The following is a 23010-nucleotide window of genomic DNA, read 5'->3' on the forward strand; positions in this document are numbered from 1 at the left end:
GCCTCTCACCACCTTCCCCTGTGGCCGGGCGTCGAGCGCCGACCAGGATTTGAACCTGGGCCTCCGCCCCGGTAGGGCGGTGTGCCACCAAGCAGCACTTCCAGCGCATCGCGTGACAAGCACGCAGTGCCAGATGGTAGCCGTACACTCGGCCGGTGGCGAGAGGGCCCGGGGGCATCCGATCGCTGCGTGGCCTGGCGTAGCCCGCCGTAGACCTGTCCGGCCGCAATGATCTATCGTGACCGGACACCAAGCGCCGATGAACGGGAGGTAGGCCGGTGGGCCAGGAATACACCTACGCCGAAGCCGCGGTGAAGCTGCGCGTCGCGGAGACCACCCTGCGGCGGTGGGTGTCCAAGGGCCGCGTGCCGTGCCACCGGCTCGGCCGGCTCGTCCGCTTCACCGACGAGGACCTGGCCGCCGCCTACAAGGCGTGCCCGGCGTTGGCGCGGCGCTGATGACCTGGGGGCCGCGGGTCCATCCGGAAGTCGTTCACCGCCGGCCAGTGCCGGCACCCGGTGGCCCCCAGCACCACCCCTAAACCGTCCTAGGAGGACTGGCCGCAGGGCCTCGCTCAGTGCGGTCAGGGTTGAATCCCAGCTTGGCGAGCACCTCGACGAGCACAGCCTGTCGGTCGGTCTGCGGCCCGCCGATGGTCATGCCTCTGCCCTCGCGAACCTGGCGGTCCTCCAGCTCCCCCACGATCGCGAAGCACCGGTCGTACAACCGCTCGTAGCGGACGAGATGCGGCGCCAGGTCAGCGTACTGAAGGCTGGTCAGGAAGAACCGGTGCACGATCGCGTTGCGGTACCCGTACAGCTCCACGACCTCGGCCTTGAACGCCTCGTCGATGATGTTCCGCTGCCGGGCCTCCTCGTAGATCGCCCGCTCGGTGAGCTTCGGCCCGCCCGGCACCTGCTGCATGTATTCGCCGACGGTGACCGGATCGCTAGCAAGCTGCTTGTCCAGGATGATCGCCAGACGCAGCAGCCCGTCGATCAGCGACACGTACAACACCAAGCCCTCGATCAGACTGCCGTTGTCGTGCGCCTTCTGGAGCAGCAGCCGGACGGTGGCGAAGGAGTACACGAAGTTGCTCAATGGGCTCGTCGGCTCAGCACTCATCGCGCCAGGGTAGGCGCGTTCGGCGAGGCAGAGCCGGCCACAAATCCCCGCTCGCCGTCGCTGTGCACTATGTGACCGAGCCCCGGCTACTAGCTCCTCCGGCGGTAGAAGTCTTCCAGCGCCTGTTCGACGTCCCAGCCCATCGCCACCCTGTTACGCACATGCATCAGCCGCTTCGCGAAGACCTTGTGGGCGTTCTGCGGAGAGGTGGCAAGGGCGTCAGCGACAGCGGTCCAGGTGACTCCCAACTCCTCTGCCTGCCCTACCAGCAGGAGCAGTTCCTGGTCGAGCCGAAGCCGTGCTGCGCCCATATGCTCGATTATGCGGAGGACTAACAGTCGGTCCCGGTCGAGCTGCGTCGCGCCGTCCGGGCGCGCTTCTTCCGCCCTTGTCCACTCCGGAGATTCGGTGACGAGCGACTTGAACCACTCGCGGAGGGCATCGTCCATCCAGTGCGAACCGCTCTTGCTCCAGTCATCGTCGCCCGGCAGCACCAACTCACGGAACATTCATCAACCGTAGTTGAAGGCGAGAGCCACGAACAGACCGGAGCATGAGTTCCGAACGGCGCGGTCGTCGCAAACGCGAACGGCCCCGGTTGCACCCGGAGCCGTTCAACCGTTCTGCCCACAGCTAGCGAGGAGAACGACGCCGTGAGCGTACGTCCTGAAACCATCCCGCCGCCAGAAAACGGCACACCACCGCCGGAGAGCAACGCCGGGTCGCAGTGGAGTCTGACCGCCACGGTCAACGTGTGGGTCGTCGTCCTAGTGGTCGCGATACTGGTCCTGCTGGCGGCAGTCCTGTTCGCGCCGTCCAACGAACCGGTGGAACGTCTGGTCGACCTCGTCGGGGAGTTCTGACGGGAAGGGGCGGCGCAGCCCACGAGCGGGCGGCGTGCTGTCCGGCACACCGCCCGCTCGCCCGGAGCACTTACCGGCCTGGCCTGGTGCTGGCGGCGTACCGCGCCGTCGTCTCCCTCGAGGAACGGTGGATCCGGCCGCGGATCTCGTGCGCGCGGCTGGTGCCGGCGGCGCGCTGCTGCTCGCCGGCACGGATGCTCTCGGCCAGGAAGCCGCCGACGATCCGCCGGACCGGCTCGTGGTGTGCGGTGGTGCTGTGCACATAGACGTCCATCGTGGTGGACACCTGGGCGTGCCCGGCGAGGTGCGTGAGGCCGGCCAGCTCCAGGCCCTGGTTCGCCAGCAGCGTCAGCAGCGAGTGGCGCAGCCCGTGCATCGTCATGTGCCCGCGCAGGCCCCGCGACTCGGCCAGCGTGCGGATCTTCACCCACCGCCAGTCGTAGAAGTCCTCGTACCGCCAGTGGTTGCCGCGCGGCGCGACGAACAGGAACTCGTTGCCGGCGGCCGCGCGCCGTCGCACGATCTCCATGACCAGCGGGTGCACCGGCACCTGGCGGTAGCCCTGCTTCGTCTTCGGCTTGGGCTCGACGACCCACCGCCGGTTGACCTTCCGCAGGACCTGCTGGACCTCGACAGTGCCGAGGTGCGCCCTGACGGCCCGGGGTGGCAGGGCTGCGACCTCGCCCCATCGCAGGCCAGTGGCGAGCTTCGTCAGGAGCAGGTCGGCGGCCTCCGGGTCGACCTCGTACGCCGCGGTGAGCAGGATCGAGGCGTCCTCGGGCGTCTCCAGGATGTCCGGCACGTACTTGTGCCCCTCGGGTAGGGCCAGGCCGTCCAGCGGGTTGTACGACCGCAGGGGCGGCTCTTCGTCCTCGCCGGGCAGGCAGGAGGCGCGGAAGATCGGGTAGACGCTCTCGCCCCGGATGTTGGCGATCGTCTTGCGGGACAGGCCGGAGGCCAGCAGGGCGGTCTGCCACTCGCGCATCACCCGCCGAGTGATCCCGTCAACGGGCAGGTCGCCGAGGGTCGGGAAGACGTGCTTCTCCAGCCGCTCCCGGTACTTCCGCTTCGTCTCGGCGCTCGGCTTGACCAGCGTGTCCAGCCAGGCCAGCGCGTACTCGCGGAACGTCGTCTTCGTTGGCGGCTCGGCCGGCGCCGGGGCGGGGCCCGGCACCAGGTAGCCGAAGCCGTGGTCGACCAGCTGGTCCGGCGACGGCCGGCGGTTGCCGCAGGCGTCGACGAGCGCCTTGAAGCGTTTCGCGTCGGCTTGGTAGTCGAACGTCTCGCCGTCCCACTCGCCGTCACGGCGGCCGCCGTCGCGCCACTTCACCCGCCACCGGGTGCTCTTGCCGTCCTTCGTCTGTCTCTTCTCGACCTGCGCCACTGTTCCTCCACGTGAACAGGCAGCCTCGACCCAGCTACGCGGGCTCTGCCGCCAGCCGCGCCTATATGCGCAGCAGTGGGACCGTAGCCGCCTCGCTCGGCGGTGGCAAGATCACGCCGTCGACAGCCCTCATCCAGGGCGGTGATCCCACGGTGATCCCACGGCGGCAACAGCCCGGGAAACGATCAAGGCCGCTGACCTGAGTAAAGCCAGGTCAACGGCCTTTTGCCTTCGTACTCTGTTTGGTGTCCGAGGGGGGACTTGAACCCCCACGCCCTATACGGGCACTAGCACCTCAAGCTAGCGCGTCTGCCATTCCGCCACCCGGACCTGCTCGTTCAGCCTACCTCGCCGACCTGGATGATCTTGACACCCGAAGGTCGGCCCGGCGGGCCGCACGGGGAGTTACTGTACACGCCACTCGTGGATCATGCACATCGCCATCCGAGCCCCCCGTCGAGGCGTTTCCACCGCTGCTCAGACCGCCTCACGAGGGCTCACCGACGCACGGCCGAAGACGTGTCCGGATAGCGTCCGGCGGCCCTCTGACGGCAGCATTGCCACGTGCCCCATCCCTCTCCTCTGGCTGCCGCCCAGCACCGGGCCCTCGCCCTGCGCGCCGCGGGCGACCTCAGCGCCGCCCAGCAACTGCTCGCGGAGGCCGTCGGATCCGCCCGCCCGCCGTACGGGGAAGACCACTCCGAGGTGCTGCACACCGCGCACCTCCTGGCCCGGCTGCACCGGGAGGCGGACAACCCGCTCGCCGCCCGCCGGGTGCTGGAGGAGGCGTTCGCCGCGGGCGAGCGGCGCTGGGAGCACTCGGACCCGGTGATGCTCGCGCTCGCCTTCGAACTCGCGGAGGTCGCCGAGGAACTGGGCAACCGGCACGAGGCCCGCCGCAACTACACCCGCGTCGCCACCGCCGGGCCCGCCGTGCTCGGGGTGCACCACCCGGCGGTACGCGCCGCCCGCCACTACCTCGGCGATGCCGCTCCCGGCCCGGCCGCGCCGGCCGAGCGGGACGTGTCGACGCCGGCACCCCGGCGAGCCCCGGACAACCGGTCCGCCGATCCCGCCCCGGCGGACGATGCAGGGGCGCGCTCGGCGCTGTCCGGTCCGACGCTGTCCCTGGCGACCCTGGCCGCGATGCGACCGTCGGCGGGCGAACCGCCGGCCGCCGCGTCGCCCTGGGCTCCGCCGCCACCGCCGGCCGCGCCACGGTCCACCCCTTCGGCGGTACGCGCACCCGCCGCACCACCCCCGCCCACCGATACCGGTCCACCGCCGGGACCGGCTCCCGCCCCCCGGGTGATGCCGGCCCCGCCGGCAGCTCGATCGGCACCGACCTCCGTCATGCCGGGGTCACCGCAGCCCGGACCGCCGCCACCAGCACCTCCCGCGCCGCCGTCAGCAACTCTCGCGCCGCCGCCAGCACCTCCCGCCTCACCGCCCGTGCCGCCGCGCCAGCGCACCGAGCAGCAGCCGGGACCAGCCCGACCGCCGGTCGACCTGTCGCCTCGTCCACGGCCGGCGAGCCAGCCGGCGCAGCCGCAGCTGCTGGTCGGACCGCAGCAGCCACCCCGGCCCCTGTCCGAATCACCCGTACCGCCACGCCAGCGCGTGGGCGACCAACCGCAGCACCCAGCGGTCGACGCGCCGCCCCCGCCGACGCCATCCACCCCGGTGCCAGCCGTCGCGCCGACAGCCCCGGCGGTCCCGCCGTCTCCGGCGCCCCGGTGGGACAACCCGACGATCCGGGTTCAGCAGATCGAGCCGCTCCTGGCCGAGGAGACGGCCCGGGCTGCGGCCACGCCAGCCGAGGCGAGCGGTTCACCCAACGTGGCCGGCGGTGCGGCGGGCGGGCCCTCCGCCGCCAGCGCACCTCCCGAGCAGGCGCACCCGGTGAGCGCACCACCCAGCCACCATCACCCCGTGTCCGCACCACCCGGGCACCATCACCCCGTGTCCGCACCACCCGGGCACCTCCACCCCGTGTCGGGGCCGCCCGGCCACCCCTATCCCGTCTCCGGACCGCCCGGCTACCCCCAGCCGGTGTCCGGAGTGCCCGGCCACCCGTACCCGGTGTCCGGACCACCGAGCCAGCCCTACCCCGTGTCCGGACCACCGAGCCAGCCCTACCCGGTGTCGGGGCCACCCGGCTACGGCCAACCTGTCTCGGCGCCACCGGGCCAGCCCTACCCGGTATCCGGGCCGCCGGGTTACGACCAGCCCGTCTCCGCACCACCGGGCCACGACTACCCGGTGTCCGGCCCACCCACCTCCGCGCCGCCGGTGAGCGCGCCGCCCGTACCTCCGTGGGGGTTGACCGCGCCGCCGTGGAGCCGCACCTCGCCGCCGCCGTCACCGACGGCGGGCAACGACCCGGCGGGTGGGTCTCAGGTGGACGGGCGCGGGGGTGAAGCACACGCCGAGGTCGAGTTGGGTGAGCTCGGTGCCACGGCGATGCCGCCGGACGCGCCAGCGCATTCGACAGGCGTGACGCCGCCCGCTTCGACGGAGGTGTTCCCGCCCGTCGGGCCGGCCAGCGGAGCTCCGGCAAGGCCTGACTCGGGCCTCACCCAGCCGGACCTGACCGCCCGACCGTCGAGCCCCGTCGCGGCGCCGCTTGAGACAGCACCGTCCGCCTGGTCACCAGGTGTTGACCCGGCTCCGACCACGCAGATCTCCAGCGGGTACCCCGAGTCGACCCTGCCGGACGCGGCTGCTCCGGGTCCCTTCGCGTCACCTGCCACCGCAGCGCCGACCTACCCGCCGGGCGCTCCCGAGCAGTATCCGGTCCAGGAGCGGTACCCGGCCCAGCAGTACCAACCGGGTCAGCAGGTGTACCCGGGCCAGCAGTACCACCCGGGCCAGGACGGGTACCGGCCGGCGTACACCGATGAGAGGTCGACGGGCCGCGGCCGGGCGACGCTGATCGGCGCGGTGGTGGCCGCCGGGGTGGCCGTGGTGGCGGTGGCCGGCCTGGGCGCGGTGCTGCTGAACCGCGACGACGCGCCACCGGCGACCGGGACCGCGCCGACCGCGGCGGCACCGACGGCGGCCGGCCCCCCGCCGGGTGATCTGAAGCTGCGGGACGACTCGGTCACGATCACGCTGACCTGGACCGACCCGTCCGAGGGCGCGGTGCCGTTCATGGTCGCCGGTGGCCGGGCCGGGCAGGCGCTGGGAGTGATGGCCACCGTGGACCCGGGCCGGACCAGCTACACGGTCAACGGCCTGAACTCCCGAGTGGACTACTGCTTCACCGTGCTGGCGGTCTACTCGACGGACAGCTTCGCCACCTCGGGGCAGGTCTGCACCGAGCGGGAGCGCAGCACCCCACCGAGCTGAGCTGCTCGTCCACACCGCACACGCTCGGTATCCACAGGGGTGACCGTGCGGGTTCCCCCGCCACCTGCCGAGCCATATGATGGCACCCGGCTCAGGGGAGGGGTCGCCGCGAGGCGCGCCACCTGCCACGACTCAGGGGAGGCAGCCGGCTGTGGCCAGCATCGAGGACGCCGCACGCACCGAAGCCCCCCGTTCGCGGTCCCGGCTGCGCGGCGGGCTGGTGACCGTCGGCACGGTGACCGCGCTGCTGGCGGCCATGGGGCTGACCGTCCTCGGGTTGGGCGCGGCGGACAACGCGGTGGCCAACTACGACGCGAGTTCCTGGCTGTGGAGCGCGGCGCGCAGCGAGCTGGCCCGGGTCAACGGGGTCACCGCCCGCGTCGACACCCGCACCGAGGTCCCCAACGCCCGCCGCCACCTGATGCAGGTCACCCAGACCGACCGGCTGCTGATCCTGCGCGACCTGCAGACCGGGCAGGTCAGCTCACTTGACCTGGCCACCCTGCAGCTCACCGCGACCACGCGGACCACCCCCGGGCTCGGCGTGAGCGTCGCCCTGCACGAGGACGCGGCGTTCGTCGTCGACGCCGTGCAGGGCATCGTGCGCCAGCTCGACCCGCGGTCGCTGACCCCGGTCGGCGAGCCGGTCCGCTACCCGCCGGGCATCACCGGCGGCACCTTCGACGGCGAGGGCCGGCTCTGGGTCGCGGTGCCCAGCGAGGGCACGGTGTCGGCGGTCACCGCCGCGAAGCTGCCGTCCGCGCCGGCCTCGGCCGCGCCCGCCGGTGGCGGGCTCAGCCCCGAGCGGGTCGAGACGTACGACGTCGCCGAGGCCAGCCACGAGCTGGTGGTCTCCACGCTGGACGACGGGGTCGCGGTGCTCGACCGCACCGCCGGGAAGCTGGTGCGGGTGCAGCGCGGCGAGGTGCACCCGACGCCCCTGAAGTTGACCGGCCCGGCGGCGCTGCCGGCCCGCACCAGCGGTCCGCGCGTCCCGGTGACCGTGTCGGCCGAGCGGCGGGTGCTGGTGGTGGGTGACGCCGGCGAGGAGCGGGCGTTCACCGTGCCGGGCAACGGCGACCGGCTCAGCCCTGCGGTGGCCTGGGCGGACAGGTTCTACTGCGCCGACGAGGCCACCGGCGCCATCTACTCCTTCGACTCCGGCGGCCAGTTGGTCGACACCATCCGCGGCCGGGCGAACGGGCCGCTGGAGCTGGAGGTGCGGGAAAACCACCTCTTCATCAACTCCCCCGACTCGGCGACCGCCCGGGTGGTGGACGACAAGCACCAGGTGCGCGAGGTCAACAAGTACGCCAACGACGTGCTCGGCGGCGACCCGCCGCCGACTCCCCCGCCGCCGCCCCCGCCGAAGAAGCCCCGGGTGGGCAAGCCGAGCGCGCCGCGCAGCGTCACCGCCGCCGCCGGCAACGCCCAGGCCCGGGTGAGCTGGCGGCCGGCCGCCGCGAACGGCGCCGAGATCATGAAGTACGTGGTGCAGGGCGCCGGCCAGCGCCTGGAGGTCGGTGCCAACCAGCGTGCGGTGGAGGTCAAGGGGCTGACCAACGGCGAGACGTACCGGTTCGCGGTGCACGCCGTGAACGCCAAGGGCGACGGCCCGTCGCGCAGCAGCAACCCGGTCACCCCGACCGCCGCCGTGCCCGATCCGCCCGCGAGCGTCACCGCTCAGGAGCGGCCGGACGGCACGGTGCTGGTGAAGTGGCCGGCGGCGAACGGGCAGGGCAACAAGATCGCGAAGTACGCGGTGACGGCCAGCTCGGCGGGGACGAACGCGCCGGCCGGCGAGTCGACGAAGACGGAGCTGGTGGTGCCCGCCGGGGAGCTGGAGTTCGGCACCCAGTACGCGTTCACCGTGGTCGCGGTCAACGACAAGGGCGCCGGCTCGGCGGCCTCGCCGGTCAGCAACACGGTGGTGCCGTTCGCGGCGCCCGGCCGACCGGTCGACCTGCGGGCCGGCACGGTCGCCGCCCAGCCCGGCGCGATCACCGTGCAGTGGGCGCCGGCCGAGGCGAACGGCCGGCCGGTGACGAAGTACCTGGTGGACGTCGGCGGGCGCAGCAGCGAGGTGACCGACACCCGCACGACCGTCACCGGGTTGGGCAACGGCCAGAACGTCACCGTGAAGGTGAAGGCGGTCAACGAGGCCGGGCCCGGCCCGGAGGCCACCACCACCGCCCGCACCGTCGCCGAGCCACGGGTCACGGTCACCGGCTCGTCGGCGACCGCCACCTCGGCGACCGTCACGTTCACCGTGGACGCCGGCGGCGGCAAGGCCACCTGCTCGGTGAACACGCCGGGCGAGCCGGCGAAGGCCGGGCCGTGCTCCAGCATCACGGTGCCGGGTCTGACGCCGGGCACGAAGTACACGTTCACGGTGACCGCCACCAACGCCGCCGGCAAGGGCACCGCGACGCGGGCCCAGACCACCGAGGTGCTCTACGGCATCGCGACGTGCAACAACGGGCCGGACGGCGACCAGCGGACCTACTGCAACAAAGAGGTCGACGGCCGCAACGGCAACGAGATCTTTTCCGTCGCCCGACAGGACAACGACCAGCAGGTGGGCTGGGCGAAGCCCGGCACCCGGCTGAAGGCGTACTGCAAGAAGTCCGGCGGGAACGTCGACTCGTGGATCTACAACAACAACAAGCAGAGCACCTGGTGGGTGCAGGTCGAGTACAGCGGGAAGAACTACATCCCCTGGGCCTGGCTCAACCTGGAGGGCGGCGACAACATCAACGTCCTGCCCACCTGCTGAAGCACCCAGGCAAGGAGCACCACCGACCGTGAACACCCACGAGCCGCTCACCCAGCCGGAGGTGCAGGGCTTCGCCGCCCTGGCCGCCCGGCTGGCCGAGAACGTCAACGCGGTCGTGCTCGGCAAACCGCAGGTGGTCCGGCTGGCGCTGACCGCGCTCTTCGCGCAGGGTCACGTGCTCTTGGAGGACGTGCCCGGGGTCGGCAAGACGACCCTGGCCCGCGCCATCGCCGCCACCGTGAAGGGTGAGTGGCGGCGTATCCAGTTCACCCCCGACCTGCTCCCCTCCGACGTGTCCGGTGTGACGATCTTCAACCAGGCGACCCGGGACTTCGAGTTCCATCCCGGGCCGGTCTTCGCCAACATCGTCATCGCCGACGAGATCAACCGGGCGTCGCCGAAGACCCAGTCGGCGCTGTTGGAGGTGATGGAGGAACGCACCGTCACCGTGGACGGGGTCCGGCATCCCGTGCCCGCGCCGTTCCTGGTGGTCGCCACGCAGAACCCGGTGGAGATGGACGGCACCTACCGGCTCCCCGAGGCGCAGCTGGACCGCTTCCTGGTCAAGCTCTCCGTCGGCTACCCGGACGAGGCGGTCGAGGTGGAGGTGCTGCGTGGTGCCACCGTCCGCTCCCCCGAGGCGCTCACCCCGGTCACCGACACCGCCACCGTGGGCGAGATGGTCCGGATGGCCCGTCGGGTGCACATCGCCGAGCCGCTCTACGCGTACGCGGTTCGGTTGGCCGCCGCCACCCGCACCCACCAGCACATACGCGTCGGAGTCAGCCCTCGGGGCGTCATCGCGCTGACCCGCGCCGCGTGCGCGTACGCGCTGATCGACGGGCGGGGTTGGATCATGCCGGAGGACCTGAAGGCGCTCGCCGAACCGGTGTTCGCCCACCGGCTGCTGCTCACCCCGGACGCCCAGGTGCGCGGGATGACCGCGGCGGAGGTGCTGCGCCAGGCCATCGCCTCGGTGCCGGTGCCGCTGCCGTCGGGGCAGCCGGCACCGGTGCAGGGCTGACCGGCAGCAGCGGCATGGGGATCACCGCCCGCGGGGTCGGGCTGCTCGTCGCCGCCGTCGTTCTGCTCGGGGTGGGCTTCCGGTTCGCGTACCCCGAGTTGACGCTGCTGGGGGCGGCCGCCGGCGCGGCCGTCGGCTACGCCGCGCTGACCGCGGCCTGGCGGCCCCGGCTGGTGGTGGCCCGCCGCGCCGACCCGGACCGGGTGGCCCGCGGCGAGCCGGCGAGCATGACGTTGACCGTCCGCAACACCGGCCGACTGCGCTCGGCGAACCTGCTGGCCGAGGACCGGTGTGGGGACCGCACGGTGCCGGTGCCGCTGCTGCGCCTGCGGCCCGGCCGGGACACCGAGGTCCGCTACGACGTGCCGACCCATCGGCGTGGGGTGGTGCCGGTCGGGCCGCTGCGGGTGACCCGGCGGGACCCGCTGGGCCTGGTGGCGCTGACCCGCCCGTACGGTGCGAGCACACCGGTGTGGGTGCACCCCCGGATCCACCCGTTGACGGCGGTGCCCACCGGCGCGGGGCGCAGCCTCGACGGCCGGGTAGACGGGGTGCCGCACGGGTCGATCACCTTCGACTCGCTGCGGGAGTACGTGGTGGGCGACGAGCTGCGCCGGGTGCACTGGCGCACCAGCGCCCGGGTCGGCGAGCTGATGGTGCGGGAGAACGTGGACACCAGCCTGCCCCGCCTGGTGGTGCTGCTGGACAACCGCGCCGCCGCGCACCCCTCACGGGTGCGAGGGGTGGCGGAGTCGTTCGAGTCGGGCTGCGAGGCCGCGGCGTCGATCGTCACCGCCGCGCACCGCGCGGACCTGCCGGTGCTGTTGGTGCTGGTCGCCGCGGAGCCCGCCACGTCGGTCGAGCGGGGGCGCGGCGACCGGTCCGACGGTGCGGTGGACGGCGAAGGCCACCCGCTCGGGCCGCTGGACCGGCTCGCCGCCGCCGAACTCTCCGGCGACGACGACGCGCTGCGCGCCGCCACCACCCGACTGCGGCAAGACCGGCTCGGCGACACACTGATCTTCCTGACCGGGCCGGGTGGCCGCGCCGACCTGGGGCACGTGGGTGCGCTGCGCGGCGCGTACCCGTCGGTGGTCGTCGGGGTGTTCGGCCCGGCCGAGCCGACGCCGGCCGGTACGGCGGGCCTGGTGGTGATCGACGCGGCGGACGGCGCGCAGTTCGCCGCCGAGTGGGACGGGGTGCGCCGGTGGTGACGGGCGTCGACCAGCAGCGACCGGGCCCGGCGACCACCGCCGGCGCGGCGAGATCCGGGACGGGTCCGGGCACGCCGCCGATCGACGGCTCGGCACAGCGGGGCTGGCCCGGGCGGGTGTGGCGGGCACTGCGGGCCGCCGTCGTCCCGCTCGCGTTGATCGGGTTGACCGCGCTCGCCGGGGTGGTGCTCGGCCGGGTGTACGCCGGCGACCTGCTGACCCGGTTGGTCATCGGCGCCGCGGCCGGTTCGGTGCTGGTCAGCGTGGCCGCCCGGCGGCTGCCCTCGTGGCTCGTGGCGCCGGTGTCGGTGGCCGCGATGGCCGGTTGGACACTCTGGTCGCTGCGGCTGGCCGCCGCCCGCGCCGAGCTGTCGGGCAGCCTGCTGGAGGTGACCGCGGACGCCGCGCGCAACGGCATTCCCCGGCTGCTGACCGCGATGATTCCGGTCGAGCCCACGCCGGACACGGTGCTGATGCCGGTGGTCGCCGCGTGGCTGGCCGGGTTGGCCGGCGCCGAGGTGGCGCTGCGCACCGGCCGGGTGCTGTTGGGTTACCTGCCGGCGGCGGGGCTCTTCGCCGCCGCCCTCTACGTGGTCGGCCCGAACGCCGAACCGGCGATCGGGGCGACGCTCGCGTTCGTCGCGATCGCCGCGGTGGGTCTGGCGGCGCCCGCCGTGTCACCGTCGGCCGGCGGTGATCCGGCCGCCGGCCTCGCCCCCCGGGTCCGCGCGGCGGTGCGGGTCCGGCTCGCCGCCACCGCGGCGCTCGGGGTGGCCCTGGTGGTCGGGCTGGTGGCGCTGCTCGGCCCGGTCGTCGCCGGGCAGGTCGACGGTCGGCCGGTGGACCCTCGGCGGTACGTGGAGCCGCCGCAGGTGCAGACGCTGGACGAGAACCCGCTGATCCGGATCTCCGGGTGGGCCCTGCACCCCGAGCAGAAGCTGCTCGACGTGAGCACGGTCCGTCCCGGCGGCGCGACGCCCCCGGACGGCGGCGCCCCGAGCGGTGGGCCGGATGGCGGCACCGACGACGAGCCGGCGGACGACGCCGGTGACAGTGTGCGGATCCGCCTCGCGGTGCTCAGCGACTACGACGGGGTGACCTGGCGGGTCGGCGCCACCTACCGCAACGCCGGTCGGATCCTGCCGGCCGCGACGCCGGCCCGGGACAGCACGGTGGAGACGGTTCGGCAGCAGATCACCGTGGCCGACCTCAGCGGCCGGCTGCTGCCCGCCGTGGCGACCCCGAGCGAGGTCAGCGGCGCGCGGGTGGCGTACGACCCGGCGACGGGGACGCTGATCCGGCCGGAGGGGCTGACCCCGGGGCTGCGGTACACGGTGACCTCGGCCCGCGAACGCCCGGACAGCAACCTCCTGGCCACCGCGAACGTGCCCGCCGGTGCGGAGGTGGCTCGGGTGCTGCGGGTCGCCGACGGGGTGCCCGACCCGATGCGCCGGCTGGCCGCGCAGCTCGCCGAGGAGAACGGCGCCCCGTACGCGCGGGCCGCGGCGATCGAGCAGTTCCTGGCCGAGCACTACCGGGTGGTGGCGGACGCGCCGAGTGGGCACGCGTACCCGAACCTGGGCTTCTTCCTCTTCGGCCCGCGCAACGGCGGCGGGCAGCGGGGCACCTCGGAGCAGTTCGCCGCGGCGTTCGCGGTGCTCGGCCGGCTCTCCGGGCTGCCCACCCGGGTGGTGGTGGGCTTCGGGTCCACCGGGCAGGGGCCGGTGCGGGCCGGCGACGCGTACGCCTGGCCGGAGGTGCTCTTCGACGGGTTGGGCTGGGTGTCGTTCGACCCGCTGCCCCGCCCGGACAACGAGCCGAGGCCGGTGGAAGAGGACTTCCGCCCGACGCCGGAGGATCCGCCGCCGTCGGAGGCGCCGGAGCCCACCGTGGAGCCCACCGCCTCCCCGGAGCCGGTGGCCGTCGCCGACGGGCCGGCCGGCCAGGGTGGCGTGTCCACCCCGGTGCTGGTCGCGGGCGGCGGTGGTGGCCTGCTGCTGGTGGTGGGCGCCCTGCTGCTCACTCTGCTGGCGATGCGCCGCTCACTCACCCGCGCCCGGCTCGGCCGGGGCGACCCCGGCGAGCGCATCGCCGGCGCCTGGCGGGAGGTCACCGACGCGCTGCGGCTGGCCGGTCGACCGGTCGGCGCCGACCTGGCGGCCACCGAGGTGGCAAGGCACGCTCGGCGGGCCCTCGCCGACGCCCGACCGGGCGCGACCGGCGACGGCACAACCGGCGACGTTCCGGCCGTCGACGAGCTGGCGGCCCTGCTCAATCAGGTGGGCTTCGCCCCCGGCGCCGCAACGGCCGACCAAGCGTCTCGCGCCGCCGAGCTGGCAACCGTCTACACAGCGACCCTGCGCTCCGCCCGACCCTGGTGGCGCCGCCTGCTCTGGTCCATCCACCCATCCCCCCTGCATCGCGCCCGCCGGTCCCCGCGGTGATCAAGAGCTTTGCGTCGCCTGCGGACCCATTCCTGACGCAAACCTCTTGATCACCGGAGGCAGGTCCGGGGGCGGGGGTCATGTCCAAGCGCTGGAGGACGCATCACCGCTCCTCGGACGCAATCTGCTTGCGCGTCGAAAGACGCTATCGAGCCGGTGATCGAACCCGGCCGACGCGCCGACCATAGTCGGCGGCCACGGCGATGACGAGGGGCCCCCATGCGACCATCGGGGCGTAGAACCGCAGTACCTCCCAGCCCGGAGCCTGATGTGCCGGTTCGTCGCGGCCTATCCCCACCCAACCGCGCTCCACAAAATGGAACCTGCTGTTCAAGAAGAGATACACGCAGATGGCGGCGAGCACCGAACCGCCGATCAGCGCAACGAGCACGACTGGGCGCGCCGGAATCGGACGGCCCCCGAGCAGCGGTACCCAGTGCGGAAGTCGTTGTCCCCAGCGTTGCACCAGCCCGAGTGTCAACAGCGCCAGCCCCATCGACAGGGCGGACAAGAAGATCATGTACCACGGGGTGACGGCATCGTCGGTGAACACGAGGGACAGTCGCCAGACAGCGGACGGCAGGACGCAGAGCGGGACGGCGTAGGCGGCCCAGACGGCCCAGGGTGGCGGGGCGGCGGCCCAGGCGCGGTGAGAGTCAGTGGGGCCCATCGGTGCTCCGATCTTCGAGGGCCAGAGCCGTTGGGACTCTGGCGGCGTCTGTCTGCTCCTGACGCGGCCAGGTGGCGAGGGCATAGCCGGTGGTCGTGACGCCCAGCGACACTCCCCAGCCGAGGAACACCAGCAGCGTGGTGGCTACCGCCCACCCCTCCCACACGTCCGACCAACGCAGGTCACCCGCGAGTAGTTGGCCGACGAACACCGCGACGCTCAGCACGCCGTAGGTGACCAGCGCGAGCGCCACCACCCCGGCCGGGATCACCGCCAGCAGCCGGGGAACCCGTCGACCGTGCAGCCCCGGCACCCAGTGCGGGAACTGCTGCCCCCACGGCTGTACCAACCCGAGAACGAGCAGGCCGGCGAGCGGCGGGACGAGAGTGATCGCCACGCCCGTCGGCGTCGAGAGATTCAGGTGGATGTCATTCAGTTCCCGCTCGGATATGCCGAACGGAACGCCGAGCACCCAGAGCGCGTGCGGCACGGCCCAGCCGACCACTGGCAGCGCGACAGCCGCGTACGCCCAGAGGCGCGTCCACTGCGGCACCGGCTGGTAGCCGGAACTCACCGGTCCGCGCTGGGGACCGGATGCGTTCGCAAGCCCGGCGAACAGGACGCCACCCGCTACCAACGCGAGTCGGGCGCCGAGGTCACGCCAGTCCGAGGGACGCCCCGCCAACGCCGCCGGGACCTCGAAGAGCAGATGCAGCGGGAACGCGACGACCAGGAGCAGCGCGCCCGCCGCCCAACTCCCGGCGGCCGCGGCGCGGCCCGGGAACCGGATGGCGCACACAACAATCATTGCGAGTGCGACACCGACTCCCACCGCTCCCCATCCCGCCCAGAACGGCAGCGTCTCCACGCGGTCCGCGCCGCATCCACCCGCCGGATCGACCAGATCAGTGCGGTCGCAGGCGGTGTACCCCCACCGGCCACCCGCGATCCAGTACAGACGCAGAGCCACCTCACCGACGACGAAGACGACGCATGCCATCGCCCACGGTCTGGCCGCGTCGTTCGCTGCGGATCGGTGAGTACGAGCGGAACGGTCTGACATGTCGCCCCCTACGCGCAGCGCCGTGTCGGCACACCGGAACCTGGCGACCACACAGCGACACTCATGAACCAATGATCTGCGGCGATGGACGCACTCCTCCTCCCCAGTAGAAGTGAATGCAGTCCCGCAGCTGGGGGATGGCCCTTGCGCTTGGTTCAGGGGTTGAGGGGTCAGGCGGTCAGGCGGCGGACCAGCTTGCGGAGGCCGGCCTGCCAGCCGTCCGGGTCCTCGGCGCGGCGGCGCGCGTAGTCGGCGACCTCCGGGTGCGGCAGGATCAGGAAGCGCTCCTCGGCCAGCCCGGCGATGGTCGCGTCGGCGACCTGGTCCGGGGTGAGCACCGCACCGGAGGCGGCGATCACCCGGGCGCCCAGGTGGCCCTCGACGATTCCGTCGGCGAGCATCGGGGTGTCGACGCCCTGCGGGCAGAGCGCGCTGACCCGGATGCCCCGGTCACGGTAGGTGATGGCCAGCCACTCCGCGAAGCCCACCGACGCGTGCTTCGTCGCGGTGTACGCGGCGTCGCCCACCGCGGTCAGCACGCCCGCCGCCGAGCAGGTGTGCAGCAGGTGGCCGCCGCCCCGGGCGAGCATCCCGGGCAGCACCGCGCGGGCGGAGTAGACGTGGGCGAGGACGTTGACCCGCCACGCGCGGTCCCAGCCGGCGTCGTCGACCTCCACTCCCCCGCCGGTGGTCACGCCCGCGTTGGCGCAGAACAGGTCGATCCGGCCGTACCGCCGCTCGGTGTCGTCGACCAGCGCGCGGACCTGGTCCTCGTCGGTGACGTCGAGTGCCTTGGCGTGCGCGAGCGGGCCGATGCCCTCGGCCACGGCGCGGGCCGCGTCGCCGTCCAGGTCGGCGATCACCACGGCGGCGGCGCCCTCGGCGGCGAACCTGCGGGACAGTGCCGCCCCGATGCCGCCGGCGCCGCCGGTGACCACCACGATCCGGTCGGTGAGGTTCACGTCGACGCTCCTACGGGGTCGGTGCCCAGCTGGGCGATGAGGGTGGTCAGTGCGGCCGCACCGCCGGCGGTCACCTCCGGGGTGGGCAGCAGCGCGAGGACGGGCACGTCCACGCCGGCGTCGGCGTAGCGGCGCACCTCGGCGCGGCAGTGCTCCGGCGAGCCGTGCAGCACGAGCGCGTCGACCACCTCGTCCGGCACCGCCGCGCTGGCGCCGCGCCGGTCACCGGCGGCCCACGCCTCCCACATCGGCGCCAGCGCCTCGCCACGGCCGAGCCAGCGGTGGAACTCGGCGTACGCCGGGACGGTGAGGTAGCTGGTGATCAGCCGGCGACCGAGCTTGCGGGCGTACCCGGCGTCCTCGGTGGGGCAGACGAAGATCCGGGCGGCGACCTCGAAGCCGGCGCGGCGCTCGCCGAGCTCGGCGAGGGCGCGTGGCACGTCGTCGGCGCCGAGCCAGTTGAGAATGACCCCGTCGGCCTCCGCGCCGGCCAGCCGGAGCATGCCGGGGCGCAGCGCGGCGAGCAGGATCGGCGGCGGTACGGCTGGCGGCCGTTCCAGGGTGAACCGGCGCACGGTGAAGGTGTCGTAGACCTCGTCCACGGTCTCGCCGCGCAGCGCGGCGCGCAGGAAGCGCAGGACGTCCCGGGTGCGCCGGAACGGTTCGTCGAACCGCACGGCGTTCCAGTCGCGGACCAGCACCGGCGAGGACGCGCCGATGCCGAGCGCGAACCGGCCCGGCGCGGCCTCGGCCAGCGCCGCCGCGCTCATCGCCAGCAGCCCGGGTCCCCGGGTGAAGACCGGGGTGATCGCGGTCCCCAGCCGTAGCCGGGGCTGCCAGGCGGCGGCGAGCGCCAGCGGGGTGAACGCGTCGGTCCCGGCGACCTCGGACGACCAGACGTCGGTGAACCCGGCCCGGTCGAGCGTCGCGTAGACCGCGGCGTGGTCGGCCAGCGGGATCCCGCCCAGCGGAACCGTCATGCCCCATCGATTCGTCACCGATCGATCGTGCCCGTTGACCGGGTCCGCGAGCAAGATCCCCGAACCGGGCGGGTTTGCCGGCATCGGTCCGCCCGACCGGTCCGGCGGTGTTACGACTGCCAGGTGGACCGGACCGACCGTGCGGGCGGCTGACCGTGGGTTCCAGGGCAGCGGGTCGCCTGGAGCCGGTATCGGCGGGGGCCGCTCCGAACCGGGCCACCTTCCTGGAGCTCTTCTACGACCTGGTCTACGTCTTCGCGCTCACCCGGATCTCCACCCGTGTCTTCGAGGACCTGGCCCAAGATCCGGGTCGGGAGCACGGCTGGGCGGCGGTCACCGGAGGCGGCAAGACGCTGCTGTTGCTGCTGGCGCTCTGGGCGCTCTGGCAGGGCACCGCGTGGACGACCAGCCGCTACGACCCGTACCGGGTGCCGCTGCAGGCCGTCGTGATGACCGCGCTGGTCTGCAGCATGGTCATGGGGGTGGCGATCCCGCGGGCGTTCACCGAGACGGCGCTGATGTTCGCGGTGGCGTACGTCGTCGCGCAGGTGTCCCGGCCGCTGATCCTGTCGATCGCGCTGGGGCCGCATCCGTACCGCCGGCTGAAGGTGCGGATGGCGATCGTGTACGCCACCAGCGGGGTGTTCTGGATCGGTGGGGCGATGCTGACCACCAACCAGCAGGTGGTGGCGTGGTCGGCGGCGTTGGTCATCGAGTACGCGGCCAACCGGGCTGGCTGGCCGGTGCCGGGGCTGGGCCGGTCGTCGATCTCGAAGTGGGACATCGCCGGTGAGCACCTGGCCGAGCGCTACCAGCAGTTCTTTCTGATCGCGCTGGGCGAGACGATCCTGGTGGCCGGTCTGGCGTACAGCAAGGGGCCGCACAGGTCGGGGCACGCGCTGGCGTTCGCGTTGGCGTTGGCCACCACGATCACGCTGTGGCGGATCTACTTCCAGCGCGCCGGGCAGATCCTGGGCGAGGCCGTGGCGCAGGCCCGGCACCCGGCCAACATCGGCCGCTCGGCGGCGGACACCCACCGGTTGATGGTGATCGGGCTGGCCGCCGCCGCGGTCGGCTACGAGCTGATCATCGAGCATCCGCTGGACCGGATGCCCGGGCCGTGGCTGGCCATGGTGCTCGGCGGGCCGGCGCTGTTCCTGGCCGGCCGGGCCCGCTTCGAGTACGAGGTGTTCGGACGGGTCTCGCCGTCGCGGTGGATCGCCCTCCTGGCGCTGGCGGTGGTGGCGGCGCCGCTGCTGCTCCTGCCTGGTGTGGCGACGACCGTCGTCGTGGTGCTGGTGCTGGCCGCCGTCGCGGTCGCCGACGCCCGGCGGGCGCGCGGCGCCCCACCGGAGGCGCCGAAGACGCCGTTCTGAGCCATCGGGGTACGCCGATATGATGGCGGCGCGGCAGGTTAATCTCGGCGGGTGACCTTCTCCCTCGTGGCCCGCTCTGCCGACAGCCGGTTGCACGGCGTCGTCGTGGCCAGCAAGTTCCTCGCCGCCGGGGCGCTCGTGCCGGCCGCGGAGGCCCAGGTCGGCGCGCTGGCCACCCAGGCGCACGTCAACCTCGCCTACCGCCCGCAGGGGCTGACCCTGCTGCGCACCGGGGTGCCGGCCGCCGATGTGGTGGCCGGCCTGATCGCCGCCGACGCCGAGCGGGAGCACCGCCAGCTCGGCGTGGTCGGGGTCAGTGGTCCGGGTGCCAGCTGGACCGGGCCGGCCTGCCACCCGTGGGCCGGTGGGCGCACCGGCGACGGCTGGGCCGCACAGGGCAACGTGCTCACCGGCCCGGAGGTTGTCGACGCGCTGGGCGAGGCCTGGCTGGCCGGTTCGGCGCTGCCGTTCGCCGAGCGGCTGGTGGCCGCTTTGCGCGCCGGTGACGACGCCGGCGGCGACCGGCGGGGCCGGCAGAGCGCCGGTCTGCTGGTGGTCGAGCGCGACGGCGGGTACGGCGGCAGGAGCGACGTGCTGATCGACCTGCGGGTCGACGACCACCCCGATCCGGTGGCCGAGCTGGGTCGGCTGTTCGCCGTGCACACCCTGCTGTTCAGCCGGCCCGACCCGGCCACGCTGCTGGATCTCAGCGGCGCGGTGGCCGACGAGGTGGCGGCGTTGCTCAGGGCTCTGGGTCACCCGGTGGCCGACGACGGGCCGGAGGGCGCGTTGATCTCCTGGGCCGGGCTGGAGAACCTCGAAGAGCGGCTGGTGCCGGGGCGGATCGACCCGGTGGTGCTGACGCACCTGCGCGGCGTCGCCCCGCACGTGCCCGCGCCCCGCTCCGCGAGCTGACCGGGTCAGCTCCCGAAGGCGAGCCAGCGGAACCCGGCGGCGTCGACCGTGGCCCGCTCCGGGCCGGTCAGTGCCACCCGCCCGGTGGTCTTGCGGATCAGCGTCAGCCGGTCCCAGCGCAACTCGGCCGGCGCCGGCCGTCCGTCGGTGAGCAGGTCGACGATCACCGCTGCCGCCTGGGCGGTGAGCCATGGGGGGCGGTCCAGCGCGGCGGCCAGGTCCAGCCCGTGCACGCCCACCTCGAGGACCCGGGTCCGCAGGAACTCGGTGAGGCGCATCGCATCGCCGTGCCGGGTCCGGACCAGCCGCTCGGGCGGGGCCGCGGCGACCGCGGCGTCGGTGGCCCGCCAAGCCCGGTCCAACTCGGTCGCCAGCGCCGCCCGGTCCACCTGTAGCGCGTCCCGCCGGCCGCCGGCGATCCGGTCGGCGTCCACCTCCGGGGTGAACTTCGCCGCGCCGAAGTACTCGGCGGCGTCCACCTCGGCGCGCGGCGGGGCCGGCGCGGCGAGCATGTCGGTCAGCCGGCCGGCGCCGGTACGCACGTGCGCGATCAGCTCGCGGACGGTCCACGGCGGGCAGCCGGTCGGCCGGTCGAGGTCGGCGTCGTCCAGCTCGGCCAGGATCTCGGTGAGTCGGGCGCACTCGGCGCGGAACGCCACGCGGACGGGATCCACCGGCAGCTCTAGCCCTTGACCCGTGGCACCAGCCGGTGCACGACGATGAGCACCAGCGCCATCACCACCGCCATCGTGCCGGCGATGCCGGCGGCGCTGCCCGCGTACCCGACGAAGAGCGGCCGCCGGGTCAGCTCGTCCGGCCCGGTGTCGCGCAGCTCGACCAGCCAGGACAGGGCCAGCACGCAGCCGATCAGGGCGAGCACGCCGACGGCGCCGAGCAGCAGGGCGGCGAGCCGGTGCGCGTCGCCGGGGGCGACCTTCGCCCGCTCCCGCTGGGTGACCAGCAGAACCAGCCCGGCCAGCGCCGCCCAGACGCCCACCACCAGGTACGCGGCGACGGCGTCGCTGGGCCGGTGCCATCCGGCGGAGAGGGTGGCCACCCCGGCGACGGCCGCGTAGCCGGCGCCGAGGAAGGCGCCGACCGCCCGCACCTTGGGCGGCAGCACGAGCATCAGCGCGACCGCCACCGACGCGGCCACCGCGGTGTGCCCACTGGGGAGGCTGTTGCCCACCCCCGCGCGTTCCGGGTCGAGGCCGTAGTCCGGCCGGTTCAGCCCGTACTTCAGCAGCTGGGTGGAGACATTCGCGCCGGCGATCAGCAGGGTCGCGGTGATCGCGAGGGCGATCCGCCCCCGCATCAGCGCGATGAACCCGATCGTCGCGGTAGCGGCCAGCAGGGAGACCACCGACATCGCGTTGAGGAGCTTGTCGACCGGTCCGTCGATGCGATCCTGACCGATCCGGTTGCCGGTCAACGCGACCGTGTCGATCCACTGACCGATCTCGGAGTGCACAGCCACCCGCCAGACGACGAGGAAGGCAGCCGCCTGGACGACGGCCATGACGACCAACCAGACCGCGGTCCAACCCCTTGCCGTCGCGCGCATCCGCACACCGTAGCGGCCGGCGTCCGCCGGGCGGCCGGTGGCCCACCGGGGGCCGGCGGTTAGGTTGGAGCGGAGGCGAGGAGGTGACGGTGGGCGGCACACCGGAGCGCGACGCCGGCCAGGCCGCGCCCGACCCCGACCGGCACGGCGGGATCGACACGGGCCCCGATCGGCCGGCCCGGGCCGAATCGCTGACGGACCTGCTCGGCGGGCGGGGCGGCGCCATCGACGCCACCCTGCCACCGCTGGCGTTCGCCGCCGGCTGGCTGCTCGGCGGAGAGTCGATCTGGGCCGGGGTCGGCGCGGCGCTGGCCGTCGGCGCGGTGGTGGCCGGCGTCCGGCTGCGTCGCGGTGACCGGCCCCGCTCAGTGCTCATCGGACTGCTCGCAGTCTGCGTCGCCGCGCTGATCGCGGTACGCACCGGCCGGGCCGAGAACTTCTTCCTGATCCAGCTGCTCTCCAACGCCGCCAGCGCGCTGGCCTGGGCGGTCAGCATCGTGGTGCGCTGGCCGCTGCTCGGGGTGCTGGTCGGCGCGGCGCTGGGCCAGCGCTCCCGGTGGCGGCGCGACCCGGCGCTGCTGCGCGGGTACGCCCGGGCGAGCTGGGTGTGGACGGCGACCTATGTGCTCCGGGTTGCGGTGTTCGTGCCGCTGTACCTGAGCGGGCAGGTGCTCGCACTGGTCGTGGCCCGGGTCGCGCTGACCTGGCCGCTGGTCGCGGCGGCGCTGGCGGTGAGCTGGGTGTTGCTGCGCCGGTCGCTGCCGCCCGGGCACCCGGGCTTGCGTCACCCGGTAACCGGGGACCCTGCCGCGCCGCCCGGATGACCCGCGCGGGCAGTGCGTTGGCGGGCAAAAAAGTGGAGAGGCCGCCACGGGGGGAGCGGCCTCTCCGGTGACGTACGTTACTCCGTCACCGTCCTCGGTGTGATCCCGTGACGGCCCGAATTTCTGGGCTTTTTCGCGACAGCCTCCAGTCCGGGCGGTGGGGGCGGGCCGGCCGATCCGCTGCGTTGGCCGGATGGCCGGGCCTGACCGGGGGTGTCAGGCCGTGCGCCGGCCGGGTCCCGTCGTTCCCCCGGACCCGGCCGGACCCCGGGGTGGGCGGGGCACGCCGCCCACACCAGGGGTGCTGTCAGCCGTTCGGGAACGGGTTGCCGTAGTCGGCGTGCGCCATGGCGACATCGCTGCGCGCAGAACCGGTGGTAGGTCAGCTTCTCGACCTTGAAGGGCCGAGCTTGCGGATCGTGACGGCTCGTGGTGATGAGCACGAGGTCACGCCGCGTTCGGCAGGCTGACGGCT

The 23010-nt window shown here is 73.6% G+C and carries 19 protein-coding genes and 2 tRNA genes; 10 read left to right on the plus strand and 11 right to left on the minus strand.

From position 1 onward, the window contains the following. Window positions 1–34: 34 nt before the first annotated feature. A tRNA-Gly gene (locus ABZU69_RS22700) sits at window positions 35–107 on the minus strand. Between the two features lie 171 nt (window positions 108–278). Here ABZU69_RS22700 and ABZU69_RS22705 point away from each other — a divergent pair. Next, entirely contained in the window at window positions 279–458 is a 180-nt protein-coding gene (locus tag ABZU69_RS22705) for a helix-turn-helix domain-containing protein (protein ID WP_354966341.1), read from the plus strand. A 79-nt stretch (window positions 459–537) separates the two neighbouring features. On the opposite strand, the gene ABZU69_RS22710 is transcribed toward ABZU69_RS22705, so the two are convergent. After that, window positions 538–1125: a hypothetical protein gene (locus ABZU69_RS22710; protein ID WP_354966342.1), complete on the minus strand. Its 588-nt coding sequence runs from the start codon at window positions 1123–1125 to the stop codon at window positions 538–540. Between the two features lie 89 nt (window positions 1126–1214). Further along, on the minus strand, window positions 1215–1634 hold the full coding sequence (locus ABZU69_RS22715; protein ID WP_354966343.1) for a hypothetical protein: 420 nt from the start codon (window positions 1632–1634) through the stop codon (window positions 1215–1217). 144 nt (window positions 1635–1778) lie between these two features. Between ABZU69_RS22715 and ABZU69_RS22720 the strand changes: the two genes are divergently transcribed. Then, window positions 1779–1988 (plus strand): hypothetical protein, encoded by a 210-nt coding sequence (locus tag ABZU69_RS22720; protein WP_354966344.1) that lies wholly within the window; start codon window positions 1779–1781, stop codon window positions 1986–1988. Between the two features lie 70 nt (window positions 1989–2058). Here the strand turns inward: ABZU69_RS22720 and ABZU69_RS22725 are convergent, their stop codons facing one another. Together ABZU69_RS22725 and ABZU69_RS22730 are read right to left on the minus strand one after the other, a co-directional pair. Further along, window positions 2059–3372: a tyrosine-type recombinase/integrase gene (locus tag ABZU69_RS22725; protein ID WP_354966345.1), complete on the minus strand. Its 1314-nt coding sequence runs from the start codon at window positions 3370–3372 to the stop codon at window positions 2059–2061. Window positions 3373–3615: 243 nt separating this feature from the next. Beyond that, window positions 3616–3702, minus strand: a tRNA-Leu gene (locus tag ABZU69_RS22730). Between the two features lie 234 nt (window positions 3703–3936). Here ABZU69_RS22730 and ABZU69_RS22735 point away from each other — a divergent pair. The 5 genes from ABZU69_RS22735 (at window position 3937) to ABZU69_RS22755 (ending at window position 14181) form a co-directional block, all read left to right on the plus strand. Continuing rightward, complete coding sequence (locus tag ABZU69_RS22735) at window positions 3937–6723, plus strand: hypothetical protein (protein ID WP_354966346.1); 2787 nt, start codon at window positions 3937–3939, stop codon at window positions 6721–6723. A 151-nt stretch (window positions 6724–6874) separates the two neighbouring features. Beyond that, a complete protein-coding gene (locus ABZU69_RS22740) occupies window positions 6875–9499 on the plus strand; it encodes a fibronectin type III domain-containing protein (protein WP_354966347.1) in 2625 nt (874 codons plus the stop codon). 28 nt (window positions 9500–9527) lie between these two features. Next, window positions 9528–10523 carry a MoxR family ATPase gene (locus ABZU69_RS22745; protein WP_354966348.1) on the plus strand — a complete coding sequence of 332 codons (996 nt, stop codon included), beginning with the start codon at window positions 9528–9530 and terminating at the stop codon, window positions 10521–10523. Between the two features lie 14 nt (window positions 10524–10537). After that, window positions 10538–11737, plus strand: coding sequence for a DUF58 domain-containing protein (locus tag ABZU69_RS22750; RefSeq protein WP_354966349.1), 1200 nt, complete (start codon window positions 10538–10540; stop codon window positions 11735–11737). An 80-nt stretch (window positions 11738–11817) separates the two neighbouring features. Continuing rightward, window positions 11818–14181 (plus strand): transglutaminaseTgpA domain-containing protein, encoded by a 2364-nt coding sequence (locus ABZU69_RS22755; protein ID WP_354966360.1) that lies wholly within the window; start codon window positions 11818–11820, stop codon window positions 14179–14181. Between the two features lie 145 nt (window positions 14182–14326). Here the strand turns inward: ABZU69_RS22755 and ABZU69_RS22760 are convergent, their stop codons facing one another. The 4 genes from ABZU69_RS22760 to ABZU69_RS22775 form a co-directional block, all read right to left on the minus strand. Beyond that, entirely contained in the window at window positions 14327–14734 is a 408-nt protein-coding gene (locus tag ABZU69_RS22760) for a hypothetical protein (RefSeq protein ID WP_354966350.1), read from the minus strand. Window positions 14735–14837: 103 nt separating this feature from the next. Continuing rightward, the gene (locus ABZU69_RS22765) at window positions 14838–15851 is read right to left on the minus strand and encodes a hypothetical protein (protein WP_354966351.1); all 1014 of its coding nucleotides are present in this window, start codon (window positions 15849–15851) and stop codon (window positions 14838–14840) included. Window positions 15852–16084: 233 nt separating this feature from the next. Further along, on the minus strand, window positions 16085–16876 hold the full coding sequence (locus ABZU69_RS22770) for an SDR family oxidoreductase (protein WP_354966352.1): 792 nt from the start codon (window positions 16874–16876) through the stop codon (window positions 16085–16087). Beyond that, window positions 16873–17856, minus strand: a complete 984-nt coding sequence (locus tag ABZU69_RS22775; RefSeq protein ID WP_354966361.1) for an LLM class F420-dependent oxidoreductase — start codon at window positions 17854–17856, stop codon at window positions 16873–16875. The genes ABZU69_RS22770 and ABZU69_RS22775 overlap by 4 nt, the downstream gene beginning before the upstream one ends. Before the next feature lie 155 nt (window positions 17857–18011). Here ABZU69_RS22775 and ABZU69_RS22780 point away from each other — a divergent pair, with 155 nt between their 5' ends. Continuing rightward, window positions 18012–19232, plus strand: coding sequence for a low temperature requirement protein A (locus tag ABZU69_RS22780; protein WP_354966353.1), 1221 nt, complete (start codon window positions 18012–18014; stop codon window positions 19230–19232). A 51-nt stretch (window positions 19233–19283) separates the two neighbouring features. After that, a complete protein-coding gene (locus tag ABZU69_RS22785) occupies window positions 19284–20147 on the plus strand; it encodes a DUF1028 domain-containing protein (RefSeq protein ID WP_354966354.1) in 864 nt (287 codons plus the stop codon). A gap of 5 nt (window positions 20148–20152) precedes the next feature. Here the strand turns inward: ABZU69_RS22785 and ABZU69_RS22790 are convergent, their stop codons facing one another. Continuing rightward, window positions 20153–20821: a maleylpyruvate isomerase N-terminal domain-containing protein gene (locus ABZU69_RS22790; RefSeq protein WP_354966355.1), complete on the minus strand. Its 669-nt coding sequence runs from the start codon at window positions 20819–20821 to the stop codon at window positions 20153–20155. 8 nt (window positions 20822–20829) lie between these two features. Then, a complete protein-coding gene (locus ABZU69_RS22795; protein WP_354966356.1) occupies window positions 20830–21717 on the minus strand; it encodes a phosphatase PAP2 family protein in 888 nt (295 codons plus the stop codon). 146 nt (window positions 21718–21863) lie between these two features. Here ABZU69_RS22795 and ABZU69_RS22800 point away from each other — a divergent pair, with 146 nt between their 5' ends. After that, window positions 21864–22535, plus strand: a complete 672-nt coding sequence (locus ABZU69_RS22800) for a DUF3159 domain-containing protein (protein ID WP_354966362.1) — start codon at window positions 21864–21866, stop codon at window positions 22533–22535. Window positions 22536–23010 lie beyond the last annotated feature (475 nt).

The sequence above is a fragment of the Micromonospora sp. NPDC005206 genome (genome assembly GCF_040608175.1).
Taxonomy (GTDB): Bacteria; Actinomycetota; Actinomycetes; order Mycobacteriales; family Micromonosporaceae; genus Micromonospora.

Excerpts from the sequence above, each read along its gene's own strand:
- ABZU69_RS22710 (WP_354966342.1), bottom strand. The coding sequence starts at position 1,125 with ATGAGTGCTGAGCCGACGAGCCCATTGAGCAACTTCGTGTACTCCTTC.
- ABZU69_RS22750 (WP_354966349.1), top strand. The coding sequence starts at position 10,538 with ATGGGGATCACCGCCCGCGGGGTCGGGCTGCTCGTCGCCGCCGTCGTT.
- ABZU69_RS22765 (WP_354966351.1), bottom strand. The coding sequence starts at position 15,851 with ATGGCATGCGTCGTCTTCGTCGTCGGTGAGGTGGCTCTGCGTCTGTAC.
- ABZU69_RS22715 (WP_354966343.1), bottom strand. The coding sequence starts at position 1,634 with ATGTTCCGTGAGTTGGTGCTGCCGGGCGACGATGACTGGAGCAAGAGC.
- ABZU69_RS22775 (WP_354966361.1), bottom strand. The coding sequence starts at position 17,856 with ATGACGGTTCCGCTGGGCGGGATCCCGCTGGCCGACCACGCCGCGGTC.